This is a genomic window from Streptomyces xanthochromogenes, assembly GCF_014650455.1.
Taxonomy (GTDB): Bacteria; Actinomycetota; Actinomycetes; order Streptomycetales; family Streptomycetaceae; genus Streptomyces; species Streptomyces xanthochromogenes.
The window spans coordinates 123,975-144,662 of record NZ_BMUZ01000013.1 but is presented as its reverse complement, the minus strand read 5'-3'; the positions used below and the strand labels follow the sequence as shown (position 1 = coordinate 144,662).

Annotated in this window: 23 protein-coding genes, 1 tRNA gene and 1 riboswitch; of the genes, 11 read left to right on the top strand and 13 right to left on the bottom strand. The window is 69.5% G+C overall.

Going from position 1 to position 20,688, the window contains the following annotated elements; translation table 11 throughout:
- Positions 1-43: 43 nt before the first annotated feature.
- Entirely contained in the window at positions 44-958 is a 915-nt protein-coding gene (locus IE267_RS30480; protein WP_189765401.1) for an SRA domain-containing endonuclease, read from the top strand.
- Here the strand turns inward: IE267_RS30480 and IE267_RS30475 are convergent.
- A complete protein-coding gene (locus IE267_RS30475; RefSeq protein ID WP_229861496.1) occupies positions 947-1,618 on the bottom strand; it encodes an ATP-binding protein in 672 nt (223 codons plus the stop codon). The genes IE267_RS30480 and IE267_RS30475 overlap by 12 nt on opposite strands.
- Before the next feature lie 196 nt (positions 1,619-1,814).
- On the opposite strand from IE267_RS30475, the gene IE267_RS30470 reads away from it, so the two are divergent.
- The 3 genes from IE267_RS30470 (at position 1,815) to IE267_RS30460 (ending at position 3,244) form a co-directional block, all read left to right on the top strand.
- The gene (locus IE267_RS30470) at positions 1,815-2,660 is read left to right on the top strand and encodes a helix-turn-helix domain-containing protein (protein WP_189765400.1); all 846 of its coding nucleotides are present in this window, start codon (positions 1,815-1,817) and stop codon (positions 2,658-2,660) included.
- The gene (locus IE267_RS30465) at positions 2,660-2,851 is read left to right on the top strand and encodes a DUF397 domain-containing protein (protein WP_189765399.1); all 192 of its coding nucleotides are present in this window, start codon (positions 2,660-2,662) and stop codon (positions 2,849-2,851) included. Before IE267_RS30470 ends, IE267_RS30465 begins: the two co-directional genes overlap by 1 nt.
- Positions 2,852-2,938: 87 nt before the next feature.
- On the top strand, positions 2,939-3,244 hold the full coding sequence (locus IE267_RS30460) for a hypothetical protein (protein ID WP_167153007.1): 306 nt from the start codon (positions 2,939-2,941) through the stop codon (positions 3,242-3,244).
- 238 nt (positions 3,245-3,482) lie between these two features.
- Here IE267_RS30460 and IE267_RS30455 read toward each other — a convergent pair whose 3' ends face one another.
- Positions 3,483-4,859, bottom strand: coding sequence for an SGNH/GDSL hydrolase family protein (locus tag IE267_RS30455; protein WP_189765398.1), 1,377 nt, complete (start codon positions 4,857-4,859; stop codon positions 3,483-3,485).
- A gap of 230 nt (positions 4,860-5,089) precedes the next feature.
- On the opposite strand from IE267_RS30455, the gene IE267_RS30450 reads away from it, so the two are divergent.
- Entirely contained in the window at positions 5,090-6,526 is a 1,437-nt protein-coding gene (locus IE267_RS30450) for a DUF445 domain-containing protein (protein WP_189765397.1), read from the top strand.
- 159 nt (positions 6,527-6,685) lie between these two features.
- Here IE267_RS30450 and IE267_RS30445 read toward each other — a convergent pair whose 3' ends face one another.
- The 4 genes from IE267_RS30445 to IE267_RS30430 all read right to left on the bottom strand — a co-directional run bounded on the left by IE267_RS30445 (position 6,686) and on the right by IE267_RS30430 (position 10,250).
- A complete protein-coding gene (locus tag IE267_RS30445) occupies positions 6,686-7,363 on the bottom strand; it encodes a DUF1707 SHOCT-like domain-containing protein (RefSeq protein ID WP_189765477.1) in 678 nt (225 codons plus the stop codon).
- Between the two features lie 43 nt (positions 7,364-7,406).
- The gene (locus IE267_RS30440) at positions 7,407-8,369 is read right to left on the bottom strand and encodes an ABC transporter ATP-binding protein (RefSeq protein ID WP_167153004.1); all 963 of its coding nucleotides are present in this window, start codon (positions 8,367-8,369) and stop codon (positions 7,407-7,409) included.
- Between the two features lie 128 nt (positions 8,370-8,497).
- A complete protein-coding gene (locus tag IE267_RS30435; RefSeq protein WP_229861511.1) occupies positions 8,498-9,292 on the bottom strand; it encodes an ABC transporter permease in 795 nt (264 codons plus the stop codon).
- A gap of 157 nt (positions 9,293-9,449) precedes the next feature.
- Positions 9,450-10,250, bottom strand: a complete 801-nt coding sequence (locus IE267_RS30430; RefSeq protein ID WP_167153003.1) for an ABC transporter permease — start codon at positions 10,248-10,250, stop codon at positions 9,450-9,452.
- Positions 10,251-10,454: 204 nt separating this feature from the next.
- Between IE267_RS30430 and IE267_RS30425 the strand changes: the two genes are divergently transcribed.
- Positions 10,455-13,085 carry a transglycosylase domain-containing protein gene (locus IE267_RS30425; protein ID WP_189765396.1) on the top strand — a complete coding sequence of 877 codons (2,631 nt, stop codon included), beginning with the start codon at positions 10,455-10,457 and terminating at the stop codon, positions 13,083-13,085.
- Between the two features lie 77 nt (positions 13,086-13,162).
- Here the strand turns inward: IE267_RS30425 and IE267_RS30420 are convergent, their stop codons facing one another.
- From IE267_RS30420 to IE267_RS30410, 3 genes are all read right to left on the bottom strand, one after another.
- Entirely contained in the window at positions 13,163-13,483 is a 321-nt protein-coding gene (locus tag IE267_RS30420; RefSeq protein ID WP_100578560.1) for a DMT family transporter, read from the bottom strand.
- Between the two features lie 31 nt (positions 13,484-13,514).
- Positions 13,515-13,585: riboswitch (guanidine-III (ykkC-III) riboswitch) on the bottom strand.
- A gap of 71 nt (positions 13,586-13,656) precedes the next feature.
- Positions 13,657-13,989, bottom strand: coding sequence for a GroES family chaperonin (locus tag IE267_RS30415; RefSeq protein WP_100578561.1), 333 nt, complete (start codon positions 13,987-13,989; stop codon positions 13,657-13,659).
- Positions 13,990-14,033: 44 nt separating this feature from the next.
- Positions 14,034-14,354, bottom strand: coding sequence for a DUF3618 domain-containing protein (locus IE267_RS30410; protein ID WP_100578562.1), 321 nt, complete (start codon positions 14,352-14,354; stop codon positions 14,034-14,036).
- A gap of 136 nt (positions 14,355-14,490) precedes the next feature.
- On the opposite strand from IE267_RS30410, the gene bcp reads away from it, so the two are divergent.
- The 4 genes from bcp (at position 14,491) to IE267_RS30390 (ending at position 16,672) form a co-directional block, all read left to right on the top strand.
- A complete protein-coding gene (gene bcp, locus IE267_RS30405; protein ID WP_161256941.1) occupies positions 14,491-14,958 on the top strand; it encodes a thioredoxin-dependent thiol peroxidase in 468 nt (155 codons plus the stop codon).
- 161 nt (positions 14,959-15,119) lie between these two features.
- Positions 15,120-15,749 (top strand): HNH endonuclease signature motif containing protein, encoded by a 630-nt coding sequence (locus tag IE267_RS30400; RefSeq protein ID WP_167153001.1) that lies wholly within the window; start codon positions 15,120-15,122, stop codon positions 15,747-15,749.
- Positions 15,746-16,582: an HNH endonuclease family protein gene (locus IE267_RS30395; RefSeq protein ID WP_189765395.1), complete on the top strand. Its 837-nt coding sequence runs from the start codon at positions 15,746-15,748 to the stop codon at positions 16,580-16,582. The genes IE267_RS30400 and IE267_RS30395 overlap by 4 nt, the downstream gene beginning before the upstream one ends.
- A gap of 15 nt (positions 16,583-16,597) precedes the next feature.
- Positions 16,598-16,672 (top strand) — tRNA-Leu (locus tag IE267_RS30390).
- Positions 16,673-16,717: 45 nt separating this feature from the next.
- Here IE267_RS30390 and rdgB read toward each other — a convergent pair.
- From rdgB to IE267_RS30370, 4 genes are all read right to left on the bottom strand, one after another.
- Positions 16,718-17,320, bottom strand: a complete 603-nt coding sequence (gene rdgB, locus IE267_RS30385) for an RdgB/HAM1 family non-canonical purine NTP pyrophosphatase (RefSeq protein WP_161256931.1) — start codon at positions 17,318-17,320, stop codon at positions 16,718-16,720.
- Positions 17,321-17,396: 76 nt separating this feature from the next.
- The gene (locus tag IE267_RS30380; RefSeq protein WP_167152999.1) at positions 17,397-17,771 is read right to left on the bottom strand and encodes a DUF8711 family protein; all 375 of its coding nucleotides are present in this window, start codon (positions 17,769-17,771) and stop codon (positions 17,397-17,399) included.
- Positions 17,772-17,913: 142 nt separating this feature from the next.
- A complete protein-coding gene (gene rph / locus IE267_RS30375) occupies positions 17,914-18,651 on the bottom strand; it encodes a ribonuclease PH (protein ID WP_100578567.1) in 738 nt (245 codons plus the stop codon).
- A gap of 132 nt (positions 18,652-18,783) precedes the next feature.
- Complete coding sequence (locus IE267_RS30370; protein WP_053729485.1) at positions 18,784-19,017, bottom strand: PTS sugar transporter subunit IIB; 234 nt, start codon at positions 19,015-19,017, stop codon at positions 18,784-18,786.
- A gap of 231 nt (positions 19,018-19,248) precedes the next feature.
- On the opposite strand from IE267_RS30370, the gene IE267_RS30365 reads away from it, so the two are divergent.
- On the top strand, positions 19,249-20,544 hold the full coding sequence (locus IE267_RS30365) for a PTS transporter subunit EIIC (protein ID WP_167152997.1): 1,296 nt from the start codon (positions 19,249-19,251) through the stop codon (positions 20,542-20,544).
- Positions 20,545-20,688: the final 144 nt, after the last annotated feature.

Sequence of the window (20,688 nt, the reverse complement as noted above, 5' to 3'; positions counted from 1 at the left end):
GCAGTTCTGAATTCCGATAGCCGCAACCGCGAGGAGTCACGCAGTGAACATAGTTGCCGTTGGCACCAAAATAAAGCGAACGGTGATCCACGACCAGCATGGCGGGAATCGCCAAAAGGGGATCAGCCGCCCGAAGAACGGACCCTACCTCTTCCTCTTCTCCAACCCTGAGAGAGGTCGCGAGTACGGGTACTACGACGGGTGGGGAAACGACGGGTGCTATCACTACTGCGGTGAGGGTCGGGTTGGGGACCAGGAGATGACTGCTGGCAATCTGAACATTCTTGAACACCAGCAGCAGAAACGTTCGCTCGAACTTTTCAAGTCCACCGCAAAGGGTGTGGTTGCTCGCCTCGGACAGTTCGTCCTAGACGAGAAGGAGCCTCACTACACCACCGACGCCCCAGGCACCGACGGCGTGATCCGCACCGTCATCATGTTTCGCCTGCGGCCCGTCGATCAGGCAGCACCGAAAACCGATCTGCCACTCGAACCTGTCAAGTCCACGCAGGTCAAGGACGTTGCCATCGAACAGCACAATGTGGAGCAAATGACGGTGAGCTCCAGCGGTAGGTCGCGCCAATCCGAGCGTCGCGAAGCGAAGCTCGTCAAGGCGTACAGCCGCTACTTGGCCACCAAGGGGCACCACATCACCAGAAAGAAGATCATTCCAGAGGGGGAAGTGAAGGCTCTCTACACTGACCTCTACGACGCGACCGACGAACTGCTCATCGAGGCAAAGGCTAACGTGACGCGCGAAGCAATTCGTATGGCCATAGGTCAGCTCTTCGACTATCGACGACACTTGGAACCCAAGCCCGCCATAGCGCTCTTGCTGCCTTCGAAGCCGCGACTCGATCTCCTCAAGCTCTGCCATGCCGCCGAGGTTGCCGCCCAGGTGATTTGGCCGGAGGGCGATGAATTCGTGAAGAGCACGCCCCAGACGTCAATGGCGTGACTCCGCCTCGTCCATGTTCTCGAAGTGACTCCATGCTCTGTCGATGACCGCTTGGGAGTCGCGCCCATGCACACGCAGCCATCGCAGGAGGTCGACGATCAGCCCAGTCGTCACCTTTTCCGCGGCGGAAAGGGTGACGCGGCGGGCTGGTGTCTGGCAGTTCTGATCATTCAGGGAGTAGAGGGCCAACAGGGCTTCTGCGCGCGCGACTTGAGGGTCGTCAACATGGTCGTACGCGGACCGAAGCCCCGTCGCCAGCTCGCACCACGTGACCTTCACATCCTCCCGGAGAATCACGCCCCACCGCTCCGCGGTCGCTTCCACCAAAGCCATCCCTCGCCCCGATTCATCGTCGGCGCAAGCCGACAGGAGCGTCGGTAGGGCTCGCGCATCGGGATCAATGACCGCAATACGTAGTCGACTTCCGTTCATGGATACGGCCAGCGTCGTCGGCGTGCCCGGTCCGACATGAGTGATGACATTAGTGACGAGTTCCGTCACGCACAGCTGAGCCGCCTCAACAACGTGGGGCAGCCCCCACAAGTTCAAGTGGAGACACATGACGCGCCTCAGGCCGGCGAGCTCCCTGGGTTCTGCCATGAACGGCAGAGCCCAGGCCTTCCTCTCGATCTCGAATCGGCATCCGTCCCAGACAGTCACCTTGCGCCCCCTTCTCAGCTGCTCTGTGTGCGCCGCTCTGTCTCTCCAGGGTGGCAGCGGAACTCTCAATATGGAACTCTCACAAGGGAGTTGCAGGAGCACGGCCGGCCTTCATGCGCCCCAGGCGTGCGCTGTGTTGTCCTCAACGCCATGGGCCGGGCAGGCTCAGGGAGATCGACACGAAGGGCCGTCACCCATGGCTGTTGGACCGACCACCCGCAGGCGCCAGCTCGGGGCGGACCTGCGTCGGCTGCGCGAGCGCACGGGGCTCACCTTGGAGGAGGCCGGGGCACTCGTCGGGGTCTCCAAAGCCACTCTGAGTCGCTACGAGACCAAAGAGGGAACCGTCAAGTGGCCCGCTGTGGATGCACTTTGCCGCGAGTACGGGGCTTCCGAGCAAGAGCGGACTACGCTCGTCGAACTAGCCAAGGGGGCAAAGATTCAAGGGTGGTGGCGATCCCTCGCCGACCCCATCCCGGAGTCCATGAACTTGATGCTGACCCTGGAGGACGAGGTCGTCCGCGAGGACCACTACGCGTGCATGTACGTTCCCGGGCTGCTCCAGACACGTGCGTACGCCGAGGCCGTACACCGCGCCTCGGAGATGCGCTGCACCGAGCAAGAGATCACGCACATGGTGGACATCCGCATGAAGCGCCAAGAACTGCTCGCGCGAGACGATGCTCCTCACATCTGGGCCGTGATCGACGAGGCGGTCATTCGCCGAATGGTCGGGGGAAGGGAGGTCATGCGTGATCAGCTGCACCACCTTCACGATCAGGCTAGAAAGCCCCAAGTGACCATCCAAATACTGCCGTTTGCTCAAGGTGCGCACGCGGCAGCCGTCGGAAGCTTCGTGATCCTGGGTGGCCCAACACCCGAACTAGACGTCGTGTACGTGGACATCATCGGCGGCGGGCTGTTCATGGAGAAGCCCGCAGAGCTGGAGCGCTATAAGTTGGCGTTCCAATATCTGAGCGCCCAGGCGTTGGACATCGAAGCGTCGGCGGCGCTCCTCGATCGGGCCCGCAGGGAGCTGTGATGGATCAGCAGGACGTCCGCTGGGTGAAGTCCTCGTACAGCGGTGGCAGCGGTACGGAGTGCGTGGAGACCGCGCAGTTCTCGGCGCGCACGGCCGTGCGTGACTCGAAGCGGCCCGACGGTCCGTGCATATCGTTCGGAAGTGTCCCTTGGGTGGCTTTCGTCCGGGCGATAAGGCGCGAGGCTCTCTGACGAGAGGCCGCCCTGCCCCGGCCCGCCGCCAAGCCCCCCGACCCCCCGAGCTAGCCTCGAAGAAAACCGCACTCCAGGAGGCAAACCATGGCAAAGGTCCCCGCAACTTTGATCGCGGCCGGTGGGCTCGTCGGGGGGTATGGGGTGGCTCGGTGGACCAGGAAGCGGCCGCTTGGCGGGGTGGCGCTGGCCGGGGCCGGGGCGCTGGCGGCCCGGCAGTGGCAGCAGGCGGCCGGGACGAAGGCGGCCGTGGGGCTGACCACCGCCTATGTCGCCGCGTTCGCCGGGTCGCACCCGCTGGCCAAGAAGGTCGGCGCCTGGCCCTCCGTGTTCGGGGTGGCCGGGGCCGTCGCCCTCGCCTCCTGGGCCGTCACGCGCAACTCGGGTGAGTAGTAGTTCCACCCCGCGGCAAAGAAGGTCCGGGGGGCGTGAACGCGTGGCTCCCCACGCCCGTACTTAGGGGCAACTCCCCCTGGTGGTCGGGTGCATGGCCGTACGACTGGGACGGGCAGAAGCCAGTCGTGCCCGGTTGTGCACCCGGCGGGAGGGGCCCGTTGAGCCGCGGCACACGCGTGCCGCCAAGCCCCGGCCCCGGGGCCCAAGCCCCGGCCCCACGCCCCGCCCCGGCCCGTCACAGCGCCCCCGGATCGATCGCCGCTCCCACCGCCCGGTACCCCGCATCGCTCGGGTGCAGGTGGTCCCCCGAGTCGTACGGGGGTGACAGCTCGCGCGGGGAATCGGGGGCTCTCAGGGTGCGGTCGATGTCGATGACGCCCTCGTAGACCCCGCCCCCTCGGATCGCCGCGTTCACCGTTTCCCGTACCGCCTCGACCTGCGCCGTGCAGGCGCGAAGGCCGCCGCACGGCGCAAGGGTGGTGCCCAGGACTCGTACGCCCCGCGCGTGGCCACGCCGCACCAGGTCCCGCATGCCGGCGAGCAGCGCGTCCGCGTTGCGCTCGCCGCCGCTGAGCAGGTCGTTGATGCCCAGCTCGACGATGACCGTCCGCACCCCTGCCCGGCCCAGCGCGTCCCGCTGGAAGCGGTCCGGGCCGCTCGGGCCGCTGCGCCCTGTCAGTAGGCCGTTTCCGCCGATCCCGGCGTTCAGGACGGCCCGTGGCACACCGGCCGTCCGCTCCCGCAGGTTCCTCAGGCGTTCGGCCAGCACATCCGTCCAGCGACGATCCGCGCCCGGGGTGGAGCCCACCCCCTCCGTGATCGAGTCGCCGAGCACCACGACGCTGCCGCCCGCCGACTCCGGGCCCTGTACGTCCAGCGCGGTCACGTACCGCCAGGCACCTGTCGTGCCCGCGAACGCCCCGGGATCGGCGGCGCGGTCCGTCCCTCCCGGTACCTCGTACGAGGTCCCCAGCGCCTGGGGGTGCCAGGTGACGGGGCCGGCCGCGTACACGGATACGTACAGGTCGGCCGCTGCCGGTACCTCGAACGTCAGCGGGTCGCTCACGGCCTGCCCGCCCGGCGGTACGGAGATCCTCGCGTGGCCGTGGAAGGTCAGCGTCCGCATGGTCCGGGCCGGGGCGGCCGCGGTCGCGAGGGTGGCGTGGCGCAGGTCGAGCGGGGCCGTCCCGAACAGGTTCGAGACGGTGATGCGGGCCCGGCTGCCGCCCATCGTGGTGTGCACGACATTGCGTACGGTCCGCGCCGCGCCGCCCCCCGGCTCGGCCTCGACGGGGGCGGAATACCAGGTTCCGACCCAGCCGTCACCGCCTGCTCCCGGGTCCGGGCCCGCCTCAGAGCCCTGGCCGACTCCAGGGCGCGCGCCCGTACCCGTACCCGTACCCGCACCCGTACCCGTACCCGCGCCCGCACCCGCACCCGCACCCGCACCCGCACCCGCACCCGCACCCGCCAGGGAATCAAAGCCCCTCCCCACGCCCCTCCCCACGCCCGTGCCCACCGCCGCCCCGCTCGGCACGACCACCGCGCACAGGACGGCGACAACCAGCACCGTCACCGCCGCGAGCCAGGCCGGACGAGTCCGCGTGGACATGATCCGAATGTACGGAGCCACGGCCAGTCCGGCCACGCGAACGGGTGACAGGACGCCTGTACGGGAACTGAACGTGCGGCCCACGAGTAGTTCCTGTAGAGGTCGGTGGAGGTACGCGGAGGGCCGCCACAGGCACAGGGGCCGTACGGGGTCGCACAGGGCTACCGGCCGAATCCGGCCTCGTGGTCGTGAATGATCGGGGCGCGGGTACCCGCGGACAGGTGGAGCGAATGGAACGGGAACGTACGAGAACGGGGCCCGGGGCCGAGAACACCGGGAACGCCGGGAAAGCCGGAGATTCCGGGGATGCCGGGGATGCCGGGGATGCCGGGGCCTCCGGGAACGCCGCGGCGGCGGTCGCGGCGGACACCGCCGCGCGCACGCCCGGCGCAGCCTCCTCGTCCCCCTTCGCCTATACGGCGGCGGACGAGGAGAAGCGCCGGGGCGTGCGCCGGATGAAGGCCACCGCGACCGGGCTGCTGCTCCTGGTCGCGGTCGTCTTCGGGCTCGCCACCTGGGCCGACCGCTCGGGCGCTGGCGCCTGGGCCGGGTACGTGGCGGCGGCGGCCGAGGCCGGCATGGTGGGCGCGCTCGCCGACTGGTTCGCGGTGACCGCACTGTTCCGCCGTCCGCTGGGCCTGCCCATCCCGCACACGGCGATCATCCAGAACAAGAAGGACCAGTTCGGCGCCTCCCTCGGCACCTTCGTGGGCGAGAACTTCCTGTCGGCCGCCGTGGTGCGCACCCGCCTGCAGGCCCTCGGCATCGGCCGCCGCCTGGGCACCTGGCTCGCCGAGCCCGACCACGCCGAGCGCGTCACATCGGAGCTGGCCACAGCCCTGCGCGGCGCGCTGACGGTCCTGCGGGACTCCGACGTCCAAGCGGTCGTCGGCGAGGCCATCACGCGCCGGGCGGACGCCGCGGAGATCGCACCGGGCGTCGGCAAGGCCCTGGAGCGGATCGTGGCCGACGGCAGCCACCGCCGGGCCGTGGACCTGGTGTGCGTACGGGCCCACGACTGGCTGGTCACACACGGCGACTCGGTGATGGACGCGGTGCAGGGCGGGGCCCCCGGCTGGACCCCCCGGTTCGTGGACCGCAAGGTGGGCGAGCGCGTCTACCGGGAGCTGCTGCGCTTCGTGACCGAGATGCGTGACATGCCGGCCCACCCGGCACGGGGCGCCCTGGACCGGTTCCTCGCGGACTTCGCGGCGGACCTCCAGTCGGACTCCGAGACCCGGACCAGGGTCGAGCGCTTCAAGTCGGAGATACTGGCCCGCCCCGAGGTCCAGGACATCATCGCCTCGGCCTGGTCCTCCGTACGCTCGATGATCATCGCGGCGGCCGAGGACGACCACAGCGAGCTGCGGCTGCGCGCCCGGGCGTCCCTGCTCTCGCTCGGCACCCGACTGTCCACCGACCCCCGCCTCCAGTCCAAGGTGGATGGCTGGCTGGAGGACGCGGCGGCGTACGTGGTGTCGACGTACCGCGCCGAGATCACCTCCCTGATCACGGACACGGTGGCGTCCTGGGACGCGAACGACACCTCCCGCAAGATCGAGGCGAACATCGGCCGCGACCTTCAGTTCATCCGTATCAACGGCACGGTGGTCGGCGCGCTGGCCGGTCTCGTGATCTACACGGTGTCGCACGCGCTGGGCGGGTAGACCCGGCCCGGCCCGGTTGACCCGGCTCAGCCCAGATGACCCCGCCCAACCCAGGTGAGCCGGCTCAGCCCAGGACGCCCGGACCGACCCAGGTGGCCCGGACCGACCCGGACGATCCGGACCGACCCCGATGATCCCGCCCGGCCCAGACGATCCGGCTCAGCCCAGTTCCTTGCGTTCCCGCTTCTTCCGGGTCTCCCGCTGCTTCTCCAACCGCAGCCGCTCCTTCTGCGCCTTGCGCAGCTTGCGGTCGACGCCGATGCCGCCCATCAGCGCGTACGCGAAGATCGTGACGTCCGGGGAGCCGGGGGTGCCGTCGCCGCTGGCCTTGCCGCCGTCGACACCGCCCATGATGCCGAAACCCTTGACCCGGACGGTCAGTTCGGGCGGTACGGTCACGCCGATTCCGCCCATGATCGTGAAGAGGCGCAGCACGGTGTGGCGGTCCTCGAAGCGGGCCTCGCGCAGGTCGATGTCGCCGCCGCCCCACATGGCGAACGCGGTGAACCTGCGCGCCACCGTCCACGTCCCCTTGCGCGAGAACCCGCTCCAGAAGGCGAACCCGCCCGCGGAGGTGGGCGAGTGGCCGATGCGGGAGGGCCAGTGGACCTCGGTCTCGTCCTCCGTGCGGCGCGCGGCGGGAGCCGTCGGACCCACCGCGACCACCGAGCCGGGCGCGGGCAGGTCACGGACCAGCGGCTCCAACTCCCCGTGCGTGCGCGCCTTGTAGGCCGCCTCCAGGCGCTGCTCGAACTCCTCCATGTCGAGACGCCCCTCGGCCACCGCGTCCCTCAACGACTCGGCGACCCGCTCCCGCTCGGCGTCCGAGGCACGCATCTCCGGCAGCCCGCCCGTTGGTTCACTCGTCATGCTGCGCAGACTAGTGAACCTCCGGGCCCTCGTACATTCGGGCGATCACGGCCTCGATGTCCGGCTCCCGCACCGACAGGTCCACCAACGGATACTCCGCGGCGATCTGTGCGACCAGCGGCGCCGCCGACGCCGAGGCGGGGAACGCGAGCCACTGGCGGGGTCCCTCGACCTTGATCACCCGGGCTCCCTCGGCCCGCACCGGCGGGAGTTCGCGCTCCAGGTCCACCACCAGGGTGCGTTCGCTCTCGCCCGCCTCGTGCAGCCCGGCGAGCGCGCCGTCGTACATCAGGCGGCCGTGGTCGATGACCATCACGCGCTTGCAGAGCTGCTCGATGTCGGTCAGGTCGTGGGTGGTGAGCAGGATCGTGGTGGCGCGCTCGGCGTTCAGGTCGCGCAGGAACTGGCGGACCTTGGCCTTGCTGATGACGTCGAGGCCGATCGTCGGCTCGTCGAGGTACAGCACGTCCGGGTCGTGCAGCAGGGCCGCCGCGATGTCGCCGCGCATCCGCTGGCCGAGCGAGAGCTGGCGTACGGGAACGTCCAACAGGCTTGCCAGGTCGAGGAGTTCGACGCAGCGGTCGAGGTTCTCGCGGAACCGGGCGTCCGGGATGCGGTACATGCGGTGGGCCAGGCGGTAGGAGTCGTAGAGCGGCAAGTCCCACCAGAGCGTGGTGCGTTGGCCGAACACCACCCCGATGCGCTGCGCCATTTTCGTCCGCTCGCGGGACGGGTCGAGGCCCGCGACGCCGATGCGGCCGGCGCTCGGGGTGAGGATGCCCGTCAGCATCTTGATGGTGGTGGACTTCCCGGCGCCGTTCGGGCCGATGTAGCCGACCATCTCGCCGCGCGGCACCCGGAAACTGATCCCGTCCACCGCCCTGACCTGCCGCTTCTCGCGTCGCCAGCGGCCCGTCTTGCGGCGTACGTCGAAGACCTTCTCGACGCCGTCGAGTTCGATGAGGTCCGTCACGTCAACGCCTTCCGTTCATGGGCGAGTTCGGGCTCACAGGGCGGCCCGCGGTGCTGGTTCGTGGTTCACGGGCGGCCCCGCGGTGCTGGTTCGTGGTTCACGGGCGGCTCCTCGCGCCGGCTCACGGGTCAGCTCCCCGTGCTGCGGTACGCCCTGACGCCCACCCGCCACGCCAGGCCCGCCAGGGTCAGGCACAGCGCCGCCACCAGCGGGGGCGTGAAGGCGAGCCAGGACGGCAGGCCCAACGGGTAGGGGCGGCCCAGGATGTAGAGCGCGGGCAGCCAGTTCACGAAGGCCAGCGGAAAGATGTAGGTGACGCCGCGCACCATGTCCTTGGCGAACACCGTCGGCGGATACTGGAGCAGCGTCTGGCCGCCGTACGTGAACGCGCTCTGCACCTCGGCCGCGTCCTGCGCCCAGAACTGGAAGGCGGCGCCCGCCACGAACACCGCGCAGAAGATCGCGGTGCCGCTGAGCAGCATCACCGGCACGAGCAGCACCTTCAGGACCGTCCAGTGCACGTGCAGGGCCAACAGCGAGCCACCGAGCACCAGGCCGCCCTGCAGGAGGCGGCCGAGGCGCTGGAGGCCGAAGCGGTCGGCGGCGACCTGGGCGAGGACCGGCGCAGGGCGCACCAGAAGGGTGTCGAGCGTGCCGTCCCGGACCCGCGCGCCCAGCTTGTCGATGGAGCCGAGCAGCGCGTTCGCGAGGCCGAACGCCGTCGTCGACGTCCCGTACAGGAAGGCCACTTCGGCGAAGGAGTAGCCGCCGAGCGAGCGGACCTGCGAGAACATCAGGGCGATCACGACGAAGTCGAACGCCGTCACCAGGAAGTTGCCGACCAGCATCATCACGAAGGACGCACGGTAGGCGAGTGTGGAGCGGATCCACATTCCGGCGATCATCGTGTACGTGGCCCACATACCCGGCGCCGGAAGCCGCTCGGTCACGCCCGCCGCCCCGGCCACACCGACCACTCCGGTCGCGTCCATCGCGTCTGTCGCCCCGGCCACGCCCGCGGCGCCGACGGCCTCCGGCGCGTCCGGCACGCCGGGTCCGCCCGTCCCTCCGGGCCCCGTGTCAGCCACCTTGCACCACCACCCTCCGTACCGCCGCGGACTGGAGCACCCGGCCCGCGCCGAGCAGCACCGCCGCCCAGCCCAGCTGGAAGCCGTAGGCGCCGAGCAGGCCCGTGCCGTGGTGGCGGCCCATCAGGACGTCCGCCGGGATCTGGAGCAGGCAGGACCAGGGCAGCGCGCGGGCCACCTCGCCGAGCAGGCCGGGGAAGGCGTTGAGCGGCAGCAGCATCCCGGAGAAGAACAGGCCCGCGATGGAGACGAGCGAGGAGACTCCGGCCCCGTCGAGCAGCCAGAACGCGGTGAGAGCCACCAGGAACCGCAGCGCGAAGCTCACCACCACGCCGAGCAGCACCGCGAGGAGGAAGGCGAGCCACGTCCCCGGGTTCGTCGGCAGCGCGAGGTCGAAGAACAGCGCCCCGAAGGCGAGCGGGACCGCTCCGCGCCCCAGGAAGTGGAACAGCGCCCGGCCCAGATCGGCCGACAGCCACCACAGCTGGAGGTCGGCGGGGCGGTAGAGGTCGATCGCGATGTCACCCGTACGGATGCGTTCCACGAGTTCGTCCGCGAAGCCCCCGCCGAACATGTTGACCGTCATCAGCATGGCCTGGCTGACCCACACATAGGTGAGCGCCTGGGACTGGTCGTAGCCACCGAGGTTGGGGCGCTGGTCCCACAGGGCTATATAGGTGTACGCCACGATCACGCCGAAGACGGTGTTGGTGAACACCCCGGCCGCGGTGGCCACCCGGTACGTCGTATAGCGCCGGAACCCACCCGCGGCCACGACCCCGTACAGCCGCACGAACGCCCCCTCACCCGCCACGGACACCAAAGCGCGAGAGCCTAGCCCAGCCCCCCGGCCCTTCGCGACGGAATTTCCGCGGTTGGACATGCAAGATGTCCTTACGGTGCGAATCGCCCTAATTGGTCGATTCTTATCGACAACCAGCCCGTACCTCACCCCGCACGCGACCGAGACGCAAGGGCCGGAGAGAGCCGGAGAGACATGAGCGACGACGAGCAGCCGGAGCCACCGCACCCCGGACCCAAGGCGCCCCGGGAGTGGACGCCCCGCGACCTCGGCGCCTCCGGATCCACCCCGCCCGGCCGAGGCGCCGCAGCCGAGGGCCCCGACGGCCCGGCCGGCCCGAGCGAGACCGCAGGCCCACCCGGCCGGCCCGATGCCACCCCCGGTGCGAGCGCCGGCACCCCCGCCGGCACCCCCGCGGCCCCGGCCGGCCCGGGCAAGCGGCCCAAGCGCACCGGCCGGCGCCGGTTCGTACCCCGCTGGCGCGTGGTCCTCGGCATCGTCCTGCTCTTCGCGCTGCTCCTCATCGGCGGCTTCGTCGCCGGCTACACGCTCGTGTCGATCCCGGCCGCGAACGCCGGGGCCACCGCCCAGTCCAACGTCTTCCTGTACGCCGACGGAACCCCGCTCGCCTCGGACGGCGAGGTCAACCGCGAGAACGTACAGCTCGCGCAGGTCCCGCTGACCGTCCAGCACGCCGTACTGGCCGCCGAGGACCGGGACTTCTACTCCGAGCGCGCCGTCGACCCCAAGGCGATGGTCCGCGCCGCCTGGAACACCCTCACCGGCAAGGGCACCCAGGGCGGCTCCACCATCACCCAGCAGTACGTGAAGAACTACTACCTGGGCCAGGAGCAGACCGTCACCCGCAAGGTGAAGGAGTTCTTCATCGCGATCAAACTCAATCGCGAGGAGACCAAGGAGGACATCCTCGCCGGGTACCTGAACACCAGCTACTTCGGCCGCAACGCGTACGGCATCCAGGCCGCGTCCCAGGCGTACTACAGCAAGGACGTCGAGAAGCTCACCACCGGCGAGGGCGCCTACCTCGCGTCCCTGCTCAACTCCCCCAGCGCGTACGACGTGATCGCCCACCCGCAGAACAAGCCCCGGGCGCTCGCCCGTTGGAACTACGTCCTGGACGGCATGGTCAAGAAGAAGTGGCTCGGCGCCCCCGAACGGGCCGCGACCACCTTCCCCGTGCCCGGAAAGGTCAAGCCGCGCGCGGGCCTCGCGGGCCAGCGCGGCTACGTCGTCGAGGCCGTCAAGGACTACCTCACCGGCAACAAGATCATCGACGAGAACACCCTGGCCACCGGCGGCTACCGGATCACCACCACCCTCCAGAAGGCCAAGCAGGACGCCTTCGTCAAGGCCGTCGACGACACCGTCAACTCCAAGCTGAGCGCGGACCGCAAGGCCGACCGCAACGTGCGGGTCGGCGGCGCCTCCATCGACCCGGCGAGCGGCAAGGTCCTCGCGATGTACGGGGGCATCGACTACACCAAGCAGTACGTCAACAACGCGACCCGGCGCGACTTCCAGGTGGGCTCCACCTTCAAGCCGTTCGTCTTCACCTCGGCCGTCGTCAACGGCTCGACCACGCAGGACGGGCGCCCCATCACCCCGAACACCGTCTACGACGGCACCAACAAGCGGTACGTGCAGGGCTGGAAGGGCACCCCGTACAACCCCGCCAACGAGGACGACACCTCCTACGGGCCCATCACCGTGCGCACCGCCACCGACAAGTCGGTCAACGCGGTGTACGCGCAGATGGCCGTCGACGTCGGCCCCGCCAAGGTCAGGCAGACCGCGGTCGACCTCGGCCTGCCCTCCGACACCCCGGACATGCCCAACGGCCCGTCCATCGCGCTCGGCACCGCGACCGCCAGCGTCCTCGACATGACACAGGCGTACGCCACGCTCGCCGGGCACGGCCGGCACGGCACGTACACGATGGTCGAATCCGTCATCAAGGACGGCGAGAAGACCGAACTGCCCGCGCAGGACGCCGAACAGGCCGTCACCCGCGAGGCCGCCGACACCACCACGTCGATGCTGCAGAGCGTCGTCGACGGCGGCACGGGCACGGCAGCGCAGGCCTCCGGGCGGCCCTCCGCCGGCAAGACCGGCACCGCCGAACAGGACAAGGCCGCCTGGTTCGCGGGCTACACCCCGGACCTGGCCACCGTCGTCGCGCTGATGGGCGCCGACCCCGACACGGCCGTGCAGCAGCCGCTGTACGGGGCACTCGGCTTCCCCCGCATGAACGGCGGCGGCCCGCCCGCACAGATCTGGGCGCAGTACACCAAGGGCGCCCTGCGGGGCAGCGAACCCAAGGACTTCGACCTGGAGCTCCAGGACGGCGCCACCATTCCCGTCGAACCGCCGGCCCCCAACCCGCCCCAGCCCTCGACGCCCGGCACCGACCAAGGCCCGACACAGGGCCAGGACCAGGGCCAGACGGGTGGCCGCAACCAGGGTCAGACGCAGGGCCAGAACCAGGGGCAGACCCAAGGACAGAACCAGGGCGGCCGCAACCAGGGACAGACCCAGGGCCAGAACCAGGGCGGCCGCAACCAGGGACAGACCCAGGGCCAGAACCAAGGTCAGGACCAGGGCCAGACGCAGGGCGGCGCCGACAACGGCGGTACCAACACCGGCGGTCAGACCCAGGGCCAGACACAAGGTCAGATCCAGGGCCAGGACCAGGGCCAGACCCAGGGCGGCACCGAGACCGGCGGCACCAACACCGGTGATACCGAGGGCCCCGGCGCCACCACGACGGGCCTGGCCGCACGGCCCCGGGGCTCACGAAGCCCCTGACCTCGTGAGCCCCTGACTTCGTGAGCTGGTGACTTCGTGAGCTGGTGACCTGGCGAGCTGGTGACCTCGCTCGTGAGCTAGTGGCCGCTCGTCGCCTTGAGGCCGACCACGGAGACGAGCAGCAGACAGACGAAGAAGATCCGGGCGGCGGTGGCCGGCTCACCAAGGACCACCATGCCGAGCACCGCCGCACCGGCCGCGCCGATCCCCACCCACACGCCGTACGCGGTACCGATGGGCAGCGTCTTGGCGGCCTGCGACAGCAGCATCATGGAAGCGACGATCCCGGCGCCCGTGAGCACACTGGGGACCAGACGGGTGAAGCCGTCGGTGTACTTCATCCCGATCGACCAGCCCACTTCGAGCAGACCGGCGACGACGAGCAGAACCCAGGCCATGAGGACCTCCGAGACGCGTGACGGAAATGCGGGTGCGTCGTCTTGTCCTGACCCGGTACGACGCGTCTCGTCGGGGTCCCACCACGATAACAAAGGGCAGGCAAAAGGGCTGGTGACAACGGTCACCAGCCCTTCGGCACGGCCACGGAGGCGGTCGGCCCCGCCTCACGGATTCACAGATACAGCCCCGTGGAGTCCTCCGACACCCGCTCGGAGGCCACGGCGTGCAGATCGCGCTCCCGCATCAGGACGTACGCCACACCCCGCACCTCGACCTCGGCACGGTCCTCGGGGTCGTACAGGACCCGGTCGCCGGGCTCCACGGTGCGTACGTTCTGACCGACCGCGACCACCTCCGCCCAGGCCAGCCGTTTGCCGACGGCAGCGGTCGCCGGAATGAGGATGCCGCCGCCCGAACGCCGCTCGCCCTCGGGCGTGTCGGACCGGACCAGCACACGGTCGTGCAGCATCCGGATGGGCAGCTTGTCGTGGGTGTTCTCGCTCACGGGGTCGAACCTACCCGCACCGGCCACCGCCGTACGCGGAAGGGTCAGGCCCGCCGCTTGCGGGCCGACAGGGCGAGCAGCCCCACCAGGCCGACCGCGACGAGCGCGACCGGCACGATCCGCTCCACGCGGGGCGCGCCCTCGTCGGAAACGAACTGCGCCTTCACGTCGCTCACCGTGCGGTTCACCGCGACGTACGCCCGGCCCGCCGTGTGGTCCACGGCCGAGGCGAACCTGGCCTTCGCATCGCCGACGATCGTGGACGGGTGCAGCCGCACCCCGATCTCGTCGAGGGTCACCGCGAGCTGGTTTCGCCGGCTCCTGATGTCCGCCTCGATCTGCGCAGGGGTCCTGGCATCCGACACTGCGCCGCCTCCGGTGGTCGTATGGGGTCATCCGTCATCCACAGTCTGTCAGTTCCACCGCGAATGCACTGTCACAGGCCCCCATTAGGCTCTGTCGGTGTACGCCACCCCCTCGGCCATTCCGGAGGAAACCCACATGAGCGAGCGACTTCAGCCCGGCGACACCGCCCCCGCCTTCACCCTGCCCGACGCCGACGGCAACGACGTCTCGCTCGCCGCCCACAAGGGCCGCAAGGTCATCGTGTACTTCTACCCGGCCGCCCTCACCCCCGGCTGCACCAAGCAGGCCTGCGACTTCACGGACAACCTGGAGCTGCTTGCGGGCGCCGGTTACGACGTCATCGGCGTGTCCCCCGACAAGCCCGAGAAGCTGGCGAAGTTCCGCGAGAAGGAGTCCCTGAAGGTCACGCTGGTCGGCGACCCCTCCAAGGAGGTCCTGGAGGCGTACGGGGCGTACGGCGAGAAGAAGCTGTACGGCAAGACGGTGACGGGCGTCATCCGCTCGACGGTGGTCGTGGACGAGGACGGCAAGGTGGAGCGCGCCCTGTACAACGTGAAGGCCACGGGCCACGTCGCCAAGATCATCAAGGACCTCGGCATCTGACCCCGGGCAGGGCGTCCCCGCCCCGCACAGCGCCCCGCCCCTGCACAGCCCCGCCCGACGGGGAAGCGGGGTGGGGCGTTCCGCATTTCGGGTGTGACTGTCCGCTATTCGGTTCGTTACTCCGTACGAGGCTGCGAACGTGCGGCCGGGACGGAGGAGCCATGGCAACCAGGTACACCCCCGCGCGGCTGGCTGAGGCTGCCCGGGAGACGCAGCACATCGACGACGCGGTCCGCTGGTGCGGAGGCGTACCTACGCCCGGCAGCAGGCGCTATCTGCGGCAGCGGATGGCAGAGGCCGGGATCGACATCTCGCACTTCGCCACGAACCAGGTTCGGCACACCGAGCAGCGCCTGCGTGCGGCAGTGGCTGTGTCGGCCACCATCAAGGACGTCGTGCGCCACTTGGGTATCAGCCAGGTCGGTGGCAACCAAACCCATATCAGCCGACGCATAGCCGCCCTGGGGATCGACACCAGCCACTTCACGCGCACACGCCGGGGCCGCCCCAGGGGCTCCCTCGGTGACCTTCTCGGTCTGCGCGACCCCGCGGACGGCAGGATCCCCGGTGAGCGTCTACGGCGAGCGCTCTTGAGCAAGGGCATCAAGGAGCGGTGCGCAATGTGCGGCACGGGGCCGGAGTGGAACGGCAGACCGCTCCGGCTCGAAGTCGACCACATCAATGGCGCCTGGTGGGACAACCGCTTGGAGAACCTCCAGCTCCTCTGCCCCAACTGCCATGCGGTTACCGACACTTACCGCGGCCGTACGCGACGAGAGCAGGCGTCATGACTTCGCCGAAGTACACCCGGGACCTGCTCGCGGAAACGGCCAGCACTTCCTCCAGCCTGGTCGACATGCTGCGAAGGTTCGACGCTCCGCTGAGCAGCCGCCCACTCGGCTACCTCAAGAGGCGGCTGGAGCACTACGGAATCGACACCGCGCACTTCGAGGAGGAGGCGCTTCCCGAACGGGCCCGGCGCTCCTATCCGAAGGAACTGCTCGCAGAGGCGGCAGCCGCTTCGCGCAGTATTCGGGAGATGGTCCAGTACATGGGGTTCTCACCGCGTGACAGCCCCTACGGGCACATCCGCAACAAGTTGGACCAGTTCGGCATCGATACCTCCCACTTCGTCGAGGGCCGCAGACACGGACCCAAAACCGTGCCCCGCGACCGGCTCGAAGCCGCCGTCGCTTCGTCCCGGAGCGTTGCTGGGGTACTGGAGAAGCTCGGTATCACCAACAATGGCGCGGGCCGGGCTCGCCTGAAGCGCAGCCTGGACGCGCACGGCATCTGCACCGACCATTTCGTCGGCCAGGGCCACCGCCGCGGTGTCCCGTCCACCGAGCGCAAGTCGGCGGGTGAGATTCTGGTGCGGCTGGCGCCCGGTTCGGCCCGCACCAAGACGGCGCAACTTCGGCGCGCACTCGACGATCTGGGGATCGCACACGTCTGCGACGCCTGCGGGACGAGCGACACCTGGCAGGGGAAGCGGCTCGTCCTTGAGATCGACCACGTGAACGGCGACCGCCTCGACAACCGACGGGAGAATCTCCGGTACCTGTGCCCCTGCTGCCACAGCCAGACCGGAACCTTTTCGAACCGCCGGGGAGCCGCACAGTAGAGTGGGCACCGTCTGGGGCCCGTATCCCAGCTGGCTAGAGGACGCCGGTTTAGGTCCGGTGTGTCGTGGGTTCGAGTCCCACCGGGCCCACATCGAAAGGGCGTGGCGCACAGGCGCCACGCCCTTCGGCGTGCCTCAGCCCACCAGCTCCCGCACGACCGGTACCAGCGCCCGGAACGCCTGTCCGCGATGGCTGATCGCGTTCTTCTCGTCCGCCGTCAGCTCGGCGCACGTCCGCGTGTGCCCCTCCGGCTGGAGGATCGGGTCGTAGCCGAAGCCGCCCGTGCCGGCGGGCGTGTGGCGCAGGGTGCCGAGGAGGCGGCCCTCCACCACTCGTTCCGTGCCGTCGGGCAGGGCGAGGGCCGCGGCGCAGGCGAAGTGGGCGGCGCGGTGTTCGTCGGCGATGTCGGAGAGCTGGGCGAGCAGGAGGTCCAGGTTGGCCCGGTCGTCGCCGTGGGTGCCGGACCAGCGGGCCGAGAAGATGCCGGGGGCGCCGTTCAGGACGTCGACGCAGAGGCCGGAGTCGTCGGCGACGGCGGGCAGGCCGGTCGCCTGTGCGAGGGCGTGTGCCTTGAGGAGGGCGTTCTCGGCGAAGGTGACGCCGGTTTCCTTGACGTCGGGGATCTCGGGATACGCGTCGGCCCCCACGAGTTCGTGGGGCAGCCCGGCGGCGGCGAGGATGGCGTGGAGTTCGGTGATTTTGCCGGCATTGCGGGTGGCGAGGATCAGGCGGGTCATGCCCACCAGTATCGGGGCCCGGCCGGGGCGTCCGGGGCGGGCCGCCTCCGTCCGGGGCCCGCCCAGGGGTGCCGGGTCAGGGCGTGCAGACCTTGCCGACTTCCTTGGCCGCGTCGGTGACACCGCTGATGTCGGGGGTGTTGTCGCCGTTCTTGATGGCGGTGCGGACGTTGCCGACGGCCTTGTCGAGGTCGTCGACGGCCTTGGACAGGTCGGCGTCGCCGGTCTTGCTCTTCAGGGACGACAGCTCTTTGTCGATGTCGTTGAGCGCCTGGTCGGCCTGCGCGGGGTTGTCGGTGGCGTTGCCGACGGCGCGGCCGAGGTTGCCGACGCTGTTGCCGATGGCGTCCGCGGTGTTGACGCAGTCGACCGCCTTGTCGATGGCTCCGCAGCCCGCGGTGACGGTGACGGCCAGGGCCGCGGTGGCGACGGCGAGCACGGTTCGGCGCATCGGTCGGGTCCTCCCCCAGGAGTTCCGGAAGGTGTTCTGGAGGGCGTTCCAGAAGCCGTTCCGGAAGGTACGGACGGGCGCACGGTTGGCCCGTACGCCCGTGCTCGTAGGGACGCGGGGAGCGCCCTGCTTGGTTGCTTCTTTACTCTCCGGACACCGCGGCGAGCGCGCGGAGTTGGAGGGCGGCGAGGTCGGCGCAGCCGCCGGTGGCGAGGTCGAGGAGGGCGTTCAGTTCCTTGCGGTCGAACGGCTCGGCCTCGGCGGTGCCCTGGACTTCGACGAAGCGGCCGTCGCCGGTGCAGACGACGTTCATGTCGGTCTCGGCGCGTACGTCCTCCTCGTAACAGAGGTCGAGGAGGGGGGCGCCGTCGACGATGCCGACGGAGACGGCGGAGACGGTGCCGGTGAGCGGCTTGCGGCCGTGCTTGACGAGCTTCTTGTTCTGGGCCCAGGTGATGGCGTCGGCGAGGGCGACGTAGGCGCCGGTGATGGCGGCGGTGCGGGTGCCGCCGTCGGCCTGGAGGACGTCGCAGTCGAGGACGATGGTGTTCTCGCCGAGGGCCTTGTAGTCGATGACGGCGCGCAGCGAGCGGCCGATGAGGCGGGAGATCTCGTGGGTGCGGCCGCCGATCTTGCCGCGGACGGATTCGCGGTCGCCGCGGGTGTTGGTGGAGCGGGGCAGCATCGAGTATTCGGCGGTGACCCAGCCTTCGCCGCTGCCCTTGCGCCAGCGCGGGACGCCTTCGGTGACGGAGGCGGTGCAGAAGACCTTGGTGTCGCCGAAGGAGACGAGGACGGAGCCCTCGGCGTGCTTGCTCCATCCGCGTTCGATGGTGACGGGGCGGAGCTGTTCGGGGGTGCGGCCGTCGATTCGAGACATGGCTATGAGCCTAGGTGATGGCGTCGCGGGTCGGTTCCGCGCGTACGGGGGTTCGGGCGCGCGGAACGGGTGTGCGTACGCGAAAGGCCGGCCCCTGGTGGGGGCCGGCCTTCGGCGGTGTGGGTCAGCGACTCACATCATGTCTTCGATGTCCGCGGCGATGGGGTCCGCGTCGGTGCCGATGACGACCTGGACGGCGGTGCCCATCTTGACGACGCCGTGGGCGCCGGCGGCCTTGAGCGCGGCCTCGTCGACCTTGCTCGGGTCGATGACCTCGGTGCGCAGGCGCGTGATGCAGCCTTCGACTTCTTCGATGTTCTCGATACCGCCGAGGCCGGCGACGATCTTCTCAGCCTTGCTGGCCATGTGTCTCTCCTGGTTCTTGAAGAACGCTGTGTCGGCCCACGGTAGGTCCGCTTTGTCACGGTAACCCACGTTTGGCCCAGCTATGCGCGCGGGCGCATTCCGCCTGGCCAAGGATGGCGATCACCGGAGCCATGTCCCGCGAGGGGCCCCTCCGGACGATACCGCAACTGGTCTACACCAGTTTGCAACGACCGCCCGAGCCGGCTTGTTCCACAAGCCTGGAGGTTGCCGATGAGTGCCAGCAGCGCGGCCGCAGTACCGCAGCCCAAGTGGTGGAACGGATTGTTCCAGGGGCTGCAGAAAATGGGCCGCAGCCTCCAGCTGCCGATCGCCGTGCTGCCCGCGGCGGGGATTCTCAACCGGTTCGGCCAGGACGACATGTTCGGCAAGACCGGGCTCGGCTGGGACGACGTCGCCAAGGTGTTCAACGGCGCGGGCGGCGCCCTGCTCAACGGCTCGCTCGGGCTGCCGCTGCTGTTCTGCGTGGGCGTCGCGATCGGCATGGCGAAGAAGTCCGACGGCTCGACCGCACTCGCGGCGGTGGCCGGCTTCCTCGTCTACTACAGCGTGCTCCTGATGTTCCCGAAGGACTGCGCCGCCGGCTCGACGCTGACGGCCGGCGCCTGTGTCGCCAAGGACGGCACGGCGGTCCTTGCGACCTACCAGAACCCGGGCGTCTTCGGCGGCATCGTGATGGGCCTGCTGACCGCGTACTTCTGGCAGCGCTTCCACCGCACGAAGCTGGTGGACTGGCTGGGCTTCTTCAACGGGCGCCGGCTCGTGCCGATCATCATGGCCGGGATCGCGATCGTGTTCGCGGTCCTGTGCCTGTGGGTCTGGCCGCCGGTCGGTGACGCGCTGACGAGCTTCAGCAAGTGGCTCGTGGACCTGGGCTCGTGGGGGTCGGGCATCTTCGGTGTCGCCAACCGCGCACTGCTCGTGATCGGTCTGCACCAGTTCCTGAACACCTTCATCTGGTTCCAGTTCGGCGATTTCACCAAGCCGGACGGCACGGTCGTGCACGGCGACATCCCGCGGTTCCTCGCGGGCGACCCGACGGCCGGCCAGTTCCAGACCGGCTTCTTCCCGATCATGATGTTCGCGCTGCCCGCGGCCGCCCTCGCGATCACGCACTGCGCCAAGCCGCACCGCCGCAAGGAGGTGGGCGGCATGATGCTCTCGGTCGGCCTGACCTCGCTCGTCACCGGCATCACCGAGCCGATCGAGTACTCCTTCGTCTTCATCGCGCCGCTGCTGTACGCGATCCACGCGGTGCTCACCGGTGTCTCGATGGCGGTGAGCTGGGCGCTCGGCGTGAAGGACGGCTTCAGCTTCTCGGCCGGGTTGATCGACTACGTCATCAACTGGGGCCTGGCGACGAAACCTTGGATGATCATTCCGATCGGACTGTGCTTCGCGGTCGTCTATTACGCGGTCTTCCGCTTCGCGATCACCAAGTTCAACCTCCAGACGCCGGGGCGCGAGCCCGACGCGGACGAGCTGGAAGAGGAGAACATCAAGGCGTAGGCGCCCCTCCCCTCCCGGCGCCCCCCTTTCGCCGGGCCTTTCGGCCCGGACCCGCAAGGCCCTCGGACCCCTTGGTCCGGGGGCCTTCGCGCGTTCCGCGACGGGCCATTCGGGCGCCGCCCAGGGGCCGTTCGGGGCGCGGCG

Excerpts from the sequence above, each read along its gene's own strand:
- IE267_RS30425 (WP_189765396.1), top strand. The coding sequence starts at position 10,455 with ATGAGCGACGACGAGCAGCCGGAGCCACCGCACCCCGGACCCAAGGCG.
- IE267_RS30380 (WP_167152999.1), bottom strand. The coding sequence starts at position 17,771 with ATGCGCCGAACCGTGCTCGCCGTCGCCACCGCGGCCCTGGCCGTCACC.
- rdgB (WP_161256931.1), bottom strand. The coding sequence starts at position 17,320 with ATGACCCGCCTGATCCTCGCCACCCGCAATGCCGGCAAAATCACCGAA.
- IE267_RS30460 (WP_167153007.1), top strand. The coding sequence starts at position 2,939 with ATGGCAAAGGTCCCCGCAACTTTGATCGCGGCCGGTGGGCTCGTCGGG.
- IE267_RS30400 (WP_167153001.1), top strand. The coding sequence starts at position 15,120 with ATGGCAACCAGGTACACCCCCGCGCGGCTGGCTGAGGCTGCCCGGGAG.
- IE267_RS30445 (WP_189765477.1), bottom strand. The coding sequence starts at position 7,363 with ATGCGTGCCTCGGACGCCGAGCGGGAGCGGGTCGCCGAGTCGTTGAGG.
- IE267_RS30470 (WP_189765400.1), top strand. The coding sequence starts at position 1,815 with ATGGCTGTTGGACCGACCACCCGCAGGCGCCAGCTCGGGGCGGACCTG.
- IE267_RS30455 (WP_189765398.1), bottom strand. The coding sequence starts at position 4,859 with ATGTCCACGCGGACTCGTCCGGCCTGGCTCGCGGCGGTGACGGTGCTG.
- IE267_RS30450 (WP_189765397.1), top strand. The coding sequence starts at position 5,090 with ATGGAACGGGAACGTACGAGAACGGGGCCCGGGGCCGAGAACACCGGG.
- IE267_RS30365 (WP_167152997.1), top strand. The coding sequence starts at position 19,249 with ATGAGTGCCAGCAGCGCGGCCGCAGTACCGCAGCCCAAGTGGTGGAAC.
- rph (WP_100578567.1), bottom strand. The coding sequence starts at position 18,651 with ATGTCTCGAATCGACGGCCGCACCCCCGAACAGCTCCGCCCCGTCACC.
- IE267_RS30435 (WP_229861511.1), bottom strand. The coding sequence starts at position 9,292 with ATGTGGGCCACGTACACGATGATCGCCGGAATGTGGATCCGCTCCACA.
- bcp (WP_161256941.1), top strand. The coding sequence starts at position 14,491 with ATGAGCGAGCGACTTCAGCCCGGCGACACCGCCCCCGCCTTCACCCTG.
- IE267_RS30420 (WP_100578560.1), bottom strand. The coding sequence starts at position 13,483 with ATGGCCTGGGTTCTGCTCGTCGTCGCCGGTCTGCTCGAAGTGGGCTGG.
- IE267_RS30370 (WP_053729485.1), bottom strand. The coding sequence starts at position 19,017 with ATGGCCAGCAAGGCTGAGAAGATCGTCGCCGGCCTCGGCGGTATCGAG.
- IE267_RS30465 (WP_189765399.1), top strand. The coding sequence starts at position 2,660 with ATGGATCAGCAGGACGTCCGCTGGGTGAAGTCCTCGTACAGCGGTGGC.
- IE267_RS30395 (WP_189765395.1), top strand. The coding sequence starts at position 15,746 with ATGACTTCGCCGAAGTACACCCGGGACCTGCTCGCGGAAACGGCCAGC.